The 7,185-nt window shown below is 47.2% G+C and carries 7 protein-coding genes; 6 read left to right on the forward strand and 1 reads right to left on the reverse strand.

Going from position 1 to position 7,185, the window contains the following annotated elements:
- The first annotated feature begins 388 nt into the window (after nucleotides 1-388).
- The 5 genes from FVR03_RS23355 to FVR03_RS23375 all read left to right on the forward strand — a co-directional run bounded on the left by FVR03_RS23355 (nucleotide 389) and on the right by FVR03_RS23375 (nucleotide 4,250).
- Complete coding sequence (locus tag FVR03_RS23355) at nucleotides 389-691, forward strand: hypothetical protein (RefSeq protein WP_147924190.1); 303 nt, start codon at nucleotides 389-391, stop codon at nucleotides 689-691.
- A gap of 345 nt (nucleotides 692-1,036) precedes the next feature.
- Nucleotides 1,037-1,942 (forward strand): NAD(P)/FAD-dependent oxidoreductase, encoded by a 906-nt coding sequence (locus FVR03_RS23360; protein WP_147924191.1) that lies wholly within the window; start codon nucleotides 1,037-1,039, stop codon nucleotides 1,940-1,942.
- A gap of 424 nt (nucleotides 1,943-2,366) precedes the next feature.
- On the forward strand, nucleotides 2,367-2,951 hold the full coding sequence (locus FVR03_RS23365) for a Crp/Fnr family transcriptional regulator (protein ID WP_147924192.1): 585 nt from the start codon (nucleotides 2,367-2,369) through the stop codon (nucleotides 2,949-2,951).
- 302 nt (nucleotides 2,952-3,253) lie between these two features.
- Nucleotides 3,254-3,673 carry a DUF4345 domain-containing protein gene (locus tag FVR03_RS23370; RefSeq protein WP_147924193.1) on the forward strand — a complete coding sequence of 140 codons (420 nt, stop codon included), beginning with the start codon at nucleotides 3,254-3,256 and terminating at the stop codon, nucleotides 3,671-3,673.
- Nucleotide 3,674: 1 nt separating this feature from the next.
- Nucleotides 3,675-4,250, forward strand: coding sequence for a DinB family protein (locus FVR03_RS23375; protein ID WP_147924194.1), 576 nt, complete (start codon nucleotides 3,675-3,677; stop codon nucleotides 4,248-4,250).
- A gap of 56 nt (nucleotides 4,251-4,306) precedes the next feature.
- On the opposite strand, the gene FVR03_RS23380 is transcribed toward FVR03_RS23375, so the two are convergent.
- Entirely contained in the window at nucleotides 4,307-5,341 is a 1,035-nt protein-coding gene (locus FVR03_RS23380) for an LLM class flavin-dependent oxidoreductase (RefSeq protein WP_147924196.1), read from the reverse strand.
- Nucleotides 5,342-6,096: 755 nt separating this feature from the next.
- Between FVR03_RS23380 and FVR03_RS23385 the strand changes: the two genes are divergently transcribed.
- Nucleotides 6,097-7,011, forward strand: a complete 915-nt coding sequence (locus FVR03_RS23385) for a pirin family protein (RefSeq protein ID WP_147924195.1) — start codon at nucleotides 6,097-6,099, stop codon at nucleotides 7,009-7,011.
- The last annotated feature ends 174 nt before the right edge of the window (nucleotides 7,012-7,185 follow it).

The following is a 7,185-nucleotide window of genomic DNA, read 5'->3' on the forward strand; positions in this document are numbered from 1 at the left end:
AAAAAGGCTGTCGCTCACATTCTCGAAGATGGAAAACTCAGCTCTGGTCCTGATCGGATCTTCAATTACTATAGGCTCAATAACTTGCTTTGTTTCACAACTGCTAACTGCTAAACTTGCCAGCATACCTGCAAAACATATTTTTAGTAGAAAGGTTAATTTCATTTGGTGTGATCGAGTGAAAAATAATGTTTTAACATTTAATGCAATTATAACAAACACAAGTATGTGATCAAAAAAAAATTACATTAAAATTAGATTAAATACAAAATGCATGCCGAAAAGTACTATCTGTTACTGCTGCTCGATGACAACATAGCAAAGATTCAACCACCATTTAAGCGACAAAGGGCTGGCAGAAACCGGCAGCCTGCTTTACTTTTGCGTTATGAAATCAGTTAAGCTCAGTTCCTATTACCGCCTCTATGCTTTTTCCGATTACCAGAGCATGAAAACGGCCACTCGCTACATGCGTTCTGTGGAACTTGCGCGTGGTTTAGCGGAGGTGCAGGAGCAGGAAGTGCGTAGGTTTGTGGGGCGCATTAGTGGGCAAGGTTACATCAATTACCTGGAGCCGAACAGTCACCTCAACACGCTGCGCTCTTACCGGAAGTCGTTTATTACCGCCTTGCAACTGCTCTACAAAAGCAATGGCTATGCGGCCCGTTATATCGTAATTGAGCGAATTTAACTGGTCGTGGTCTAATTCCGCAAAAGCGCTTGGGCTATAGTATTTCCGCGTTAGCGTACAGCCAATTGTCCTTACAAGCTGAAACCTCAAGGTGCCGGTAGCTTTTTGTTTTCAACTTTTTAATTTTTGAGACAGTAATCCGCCTGAAGCCTCTGGTGCTGACTTCTAACCTTGTGATGCTGCTCAAGCAAAATCCTACAGCATGTTTAGCACTGAAACAGGCAGCAAAACAAAAATTGTTTATCTACTCTTAGGCTCTCTCTTAGCAGTAGTTTCTATATTTGCAACTTTGTTGCAAATATAGAAACTACTGCTAACTTTGCTGTAAACAAACACGAACACGCCATGGAAATTCCTTATAAATTTGATGTTATTATAATAGGCGGCAGTTTTGCGGGCTTATCGGCTGCCATGAGTTTGGGCCGTGCGCTCCGAAAGGTGCTGGTGCTGGATGGCGGGAAGCCCTGCAACAGGCAAGCACCGCACTCACACAACTTTATTACCCACGATGGCAAGCCTCCTCACCAAATAGCGCAGCTTGCCAGGGCGCAGGTAGAGCAGTACTCTTCTGTTCATTTTTACGAAGGAGTAGCTGCATCTGGAGCCAAGACAACAGCAGGTTTCGAAATAAAGACTGCGGCAGGAGATGAGTTTTTAACAAGGAAGCTGATTTTCGCCTCTGGTTTAAAAGACTTAATGCCCGATATTCAGGGTTTTGCCGCCTGCTGGGGCACCTCTGTTATTCACTGCCCTTACTGCCATGGCTACGAAGTCAGGAGCCAGCCAACAGCCATATTAGGTAACGGCGACACCGCTTATCATTATGCACAGTTGCTGTTTAACTGGACGAAAGACCTCACGATTTTAACCAATGGCGCACCTGACTTTACGGAAGCGCAAACTGAAAAATTCAGGAAAAACAACATCAGAGTAATAGAGAAGGAAATTGCTTACCTGCAGGAGGAGCAGGGACAACTGCAGCAGGTGGCTTTTAAAGATGCTTCGGGGTTTGCAGTAAAAGTAATGTATGCCCGGCCGGCATTTGAGCAAAACAGCAACATTCCGGCAGCATTAGGGTGCGAACTAACCCAGCAAGGGCTGCTAAAAGTATCCGAATTGCAGGAAACCACAACGGGAGGCGTTTATGCCTGCGGCGATGCCTCCAATATGCGTGCTGTTTCGGTTGCAGTGGCTTCGGGTACCATGGCAGGTGCTGCTGCCAGCAATGCCTTTACCCTAGAAGAATTTTAACTGGTGCGCAGTCGGCTTTACCTGCCTAATTATTCAAATGAAAAAGGCCTTCAGAAGAAATTTAAGGAAAATTTCGCCAAGGGTGGGCAAACTCTAAAGGTAAGGTAGAGAGCTAAAAATGAAGTTAGCGCTGGTAAGTTTCTTCGGCTCATTTCCGCAGATGCTCCTGCTATTAAGAACTTTCAATCCACCTACATAATACTTGCCATCTGGTTTTTCTTCCACCAAACTTTGTCTCATATTTGATGCCGGTTTACACATATATTTAGACTTCGACATAAGCTCTAGGAATACATAGCTTTACTTTTTCAAATTCAACAGAAAGATTAAAAAAAATCCTGAGTCCTGATACTTGGGTCCTGCTTTTTGAAGGTATGCAATTTCGAATTCCGGTAAGGTATGACGCCTACTATAATCCGCCAGTATGGAAGAAAAACTACTGCAGTTAAAACAAGTGGTAACAGCCATCAGGCCGTTGCCGGAACAGGAGTGGCAGCAATTTGCAGCCATCTGGAAACCATTTTCGGCAAAGCGAAAAGAAACCTTAACCGTAGCAGGAGAGAGGGAGCAGTACCTTTATTTTGTGGTGGAGGGGGTGCAGCGGGTTTTTTACTTCGATGAGCAGAATCGCGAGGCTACGCTGGTTTTCACGTATGCCCCTTCGTTTGGTGGTGTGCTCGATGCCTTTATGCTGCAGCAGCCATCGCGCTACTTCTACGAAACGCTTTCGCCATCCTCCTTTTTGCGTACCTCCTGCAACGAGGTACAGCACCTCATGCAGACGCAGCCCGGCATCGATACCATGATCAGGGAAGGAATTACCCATAGCCTTTCGGGGGTGTTGGAGCGGCTCGTGGAGTTGCAGTGTTATTCGTCGGAGGAGCGGTTTCGGGTTTTGCTGAAGCGGAGTCCGCATATTCTGCAACTGGTGCCGCACAAGTACCTGGCCAACTACCTGGGCATTGATGCAACAAACTTCAGTAAGCTGTTAAATAAGGTCAGGATCTGACACAGCCCTTGACACTAGCACAGGTCATTTGCTCTCGGAAGGCCATTTTCATTAGCATAATTTAGCTGCTAGTTGCTAAATTGTTAGTTAATTGACTTTTGTTTACTGCTCTTTGTGAAAAGGTTGACTTCAGGATATTGACCAGGGTTAGCGAACGCTACTACAATTCGCATACAATTGGAATAGGTACAACGTCTACAATTTCTGACCTGGCGATGCCGAACCAGGAATGTTGGTATTTACCAAGAATTTTTATGGGGAAGCGTGGCAACTTTGTAACGTTCCATTTAAAGTAGATCGTTATGAAAAATCAGAAAGTTGTAACTGTTTTGTCGAAGGGATTTATACTCTTGTCAGGGTTAAGTCTTTTGTCTGTTAGTGCCATGGCCTTTGCTAATCCGCAATCGGTTATGGATTTGGTGCAGGTACAGCTGCCAAATACCGATGCCTTCAGTTCTATCAGGGGCGTGTATGGTGGTGTTGGCCTTACTTTGTTTATTACTTTGATGTACCTGCTGCTGCACGATACACGAAAAGGGCTGGCTTTGCTGTGCCTGCTCTGGGGTTTCTATGCCTTATCGCGAACCATTACCATCTTTAGCGAAGGTGCACTTGGCGACTTCGGTACGCAGTGGCTCCTGATTGAAGCGGTGTTATTTGTTTTGGCGCTTGTGCTGGTGGTGGCTCATGCAAAATTTGTTGTAACGCAACAGGCACGTTAATATGAGCGGCATCCTTAAAACCCAATTGCTTACCGCTTTAGAAAACAAAGTGGAGCAGCACATAGAAGAGGCCGTACGGGTTTTTCAGAACCTGCCTGACCACACGCTGCAACAGCCAGCTGCCGATGGCGGCTGGAGCATAGCACAGTGCCTGGCGCACCTGAACAGCTACGGCAGCTACTACCTGCCCCGCCTCCGTACAGCCTTTGCCAATGCGCCTGTCGCTACTCCTTCAGCTACGTTTACCAGCACCTGGCTTGGTAAAAAGTTTATTCAGATGATGGCACCTGAAACCGGCCGAAAAAAGTATAAAGCCTCTAAAAAGCACCTGCCGCCCCAGGTGCCGGATGCGCAGGAGGCGGTAAGCGAGTTTATAAGGCAGCAGGAGGAATTGTTGGTTTTGTTGCGCCAGGCTTTTACAGCAGATCTGGATCGTCCTAAAATAGCCGTGTCGGTTATGGCCTGGCTCACGATGAAACCTGGTGATGTGCTGCAGTTTCTGGTAGCCCACAACGACCGGCATGTGCTGCAGGCAAAACGAAATACTGCTGTTCTGGAAAAGCCTAATTCACTGTAAACCGAAAACTGCCTCCCAAGACCGTAGCACGTGGACTGAGGCCTTAGGAGGCAATATCATGGTTTTGTAGCTTTTTTAACCGCCGGTGCTACCACAGTACCTAGCAGTTCTATGGCTTTTAGCACCTGGGCATGCGGTAAAGTGCCGACACTAATATGCAGCAGGAAACGGGTATTGCCAAACAACTCGAAATTGTACAGTATTTTGTCGATAACCTGCTGCGGACTACCTACCAGCAGGGAGCCTTCTGGTGCGCGCATCAGGTCGTATTGCTGCCTGTTCATGCCAGACCAGCCACGCTCTCTGCCAATCTTGCTCATCAGGTAAGCATAGGGCCCATAAAATTCGTCGGCTGCTTTCTGTGAGTTCTCTCCAATATAACCGTGCGAGTTTATGGCCAGCTGCAGGTTAGCTGCCGGGTGCCCTGATTTGGCGTAGGTTTCCTTGTAGAGTTGGGTGAAGGGTACGAACCTGGCTGGCTCGCCTCCAATAATAGCCAGCGCCATGGGTAAGCCTTTTGTAGCTGCCCGTACCACAGAAGCTGGGGTTCCGCCTACTGCCACCCAGATGGGTAGTTCAGGTTGGTAAGGCCTCGGATAAACGCCACGGTTCGCGATGGCGGGCCGGTGCTTGCCACTCCAGGTTATCATTTCACTTTTATTTAGCTCCACCAGCAGGTCGAGTTTTTCAGCGAAAAGTGTGTCGTAGTCTTTCAGGTCGTTGCCAAACAGCGGAAACGACTCAATAAAGGAACCACGCCCGGCCATTATCTCGGCTCTGCCACCCGATAACAAATCGACATGCGCAAAATCCTGGAACACACGAACCGGATCGTCGGAACTCAGCACCGTTACAGCACTCGACAGTTTTATCTGCTTTGTTTTAACTGCAGCAGCAGCCAGCACAACGGCCGGAGAAGAAACCACAAAATCGGGCCGGTGGTGCTCCCCAATGGAAAACACATCTAAGCCTACCTGATCGGCCAGTTCAATTTCTTCCATCAGGTTCATCATCCGTTCGCGCGGGCTCAGCAGTTTGCCAGAGGCTGGGTCAGGGGTGTTTTCTACGAAAGTGGTTATTCCTATTTCCATCATCAAGTTTAAATATCTTTTAGGTAAAACAAAAGAATATTGCCGCTGCAATTTTTCGCTACACTTGCCCTAAGTTTGTGTAAAGGCAGCTGCCCTATACGCGTTGTAAAGCTACTAGCCTTATTAACCTGGAAATTTAGCCTGAGCAACCCTGACTTCTTTTTTACCTCACTACCTATGGCCGCTTTACGTGCTACCCGTGCAATTTTTTTGTCATGGTTATCTGAAAGAAGGATGGCTGAAGTCGCAAATGAGCCATCCTGTAAACTGGGATAAATTTACTGCGCTTTATTTAAAAAAACTTTGTAATATAGTCTTACAAAATACGAAGTGCCTGGGTATGTGGATAGGGTGACCTGTTTAAATTTAAATTATTCTAATGAAAAAAGCCTTCAGAAAGAAATGAATAGATTTTTACTCAAGGGTCTGTGCTGTGTATATTACCTGAAATACATTCGTTTTACCTGTTGCACTAATTTTAATCCGGTTGCTATACTTATATAGAACCAAACCTGCTGGCTCTTATCTTCTCAGTATGAATAAATGGAATACAAGGTGCTGCTTTTTATAACTATGACGACACAACTTATCGGGAATTAACCTTGATTTCTCTCATTCTATCAGGATTAAAAAATGATCTTGTTTCCTGTGTCTTGCATCAGGTAACAGCGGGCAGTGCAATTTTGAATTCCGATATGTGAAGACGCAGTTTATGATGTGCTGTAGCTAAAATGGCTTTAAACTAACCAAGAATTATGCTCGATATTGTGATTGATGCCCGTCAGGCTTCTTTAGGACCTGGCATGGAAGTACGCCGCATTTTGCCTTTCCGGTCGCGGCGCATGGTAGGCCCCTTTATTTTTATGGATCATGCCGGACCAATTGCCATGGAGCCGGAGCTGCTGCCGTCTATGGATGTTCTGCCGCATCCGCACATTGGCTTGTCTACGGTGAGCTACTTGTTTGGCGGGCAGGTTACGCATCGCGATAGCCTGGGCGTTGAGCAGGTAATCAGGCCGGGAGAGGTAAACTGGATGACCGCCGGTAGTGGCATTGCACATTCCGAAAGGTTCGAAGACCCTGCAGCGCTGGCAGGTGGCTCGCTCGAGATGCTGCAGACCTGGGTAGCCTTACCGGAGAAAGATGAAGAGGCTGCTCCCGCTTTTGATAATTATAAACCTGAGCAGCTGCCTGTTTTTACGGATACCGGCGTTTGGATGCGCCTGATAGCCGGTAACGCATTTGGTTTGCAGAGCAACGTGAAAACGCATTCGCCTTTGTTCTACCTGCATGTTGTGCTGGAGCAGGGCGCTCGCTTTGGCTTGCCAAAAGAGCACCCGGAGCGTGGTTTTTACATTGCGAAGGGCTCTGTTGAAGTGGCTGGCCGCACCTATTCTGAAGGACAGATGCTGGTGTTTAACAAAGGAGTAGACCCTGTTATTCTGGCCAAAACGCCTGCCACGCTTATGTTGCTCGGAGGCGAACCACTTGGCGAACGCTTTATCTGGTGGAATTTTGTGTCGTCGAAAAGAGAAAGGATAGAGCAAGCCAAAGCCGACTGGAAAGAAGGGCGCATCTTGTTGCCACCCACCGATAACGAGCAGTTTGTGCCTTTGCCGCAGGATAAGTCTAAACCAGCAGGAAGTCCGCCACCGCAGGCACTCTCGTAAGCACCTGTTTTACTCCACCGTATTAAAAAGCTCCGCTATTTCGGTGGAGCTGAGGTAGCGCCATTCTCCGGCGGGTAGTGTGCCCAGCGTTACGTTTATTATTCGTACACGTACCAGCTGTACCACCTCGTAACCCAGCTTATAGCACATTCTCCTGATCTGGCGGTTAAGACC

The organism is Pontibacter qinzhouensis, from assembly GCF_008017455.1.
Lineage (GTDB): Bacteria > Bacteroidota > Bacteroidia > Cytophagales > Hymenobacteraceae > Pontibacter > Pontibacter qinzhouensis.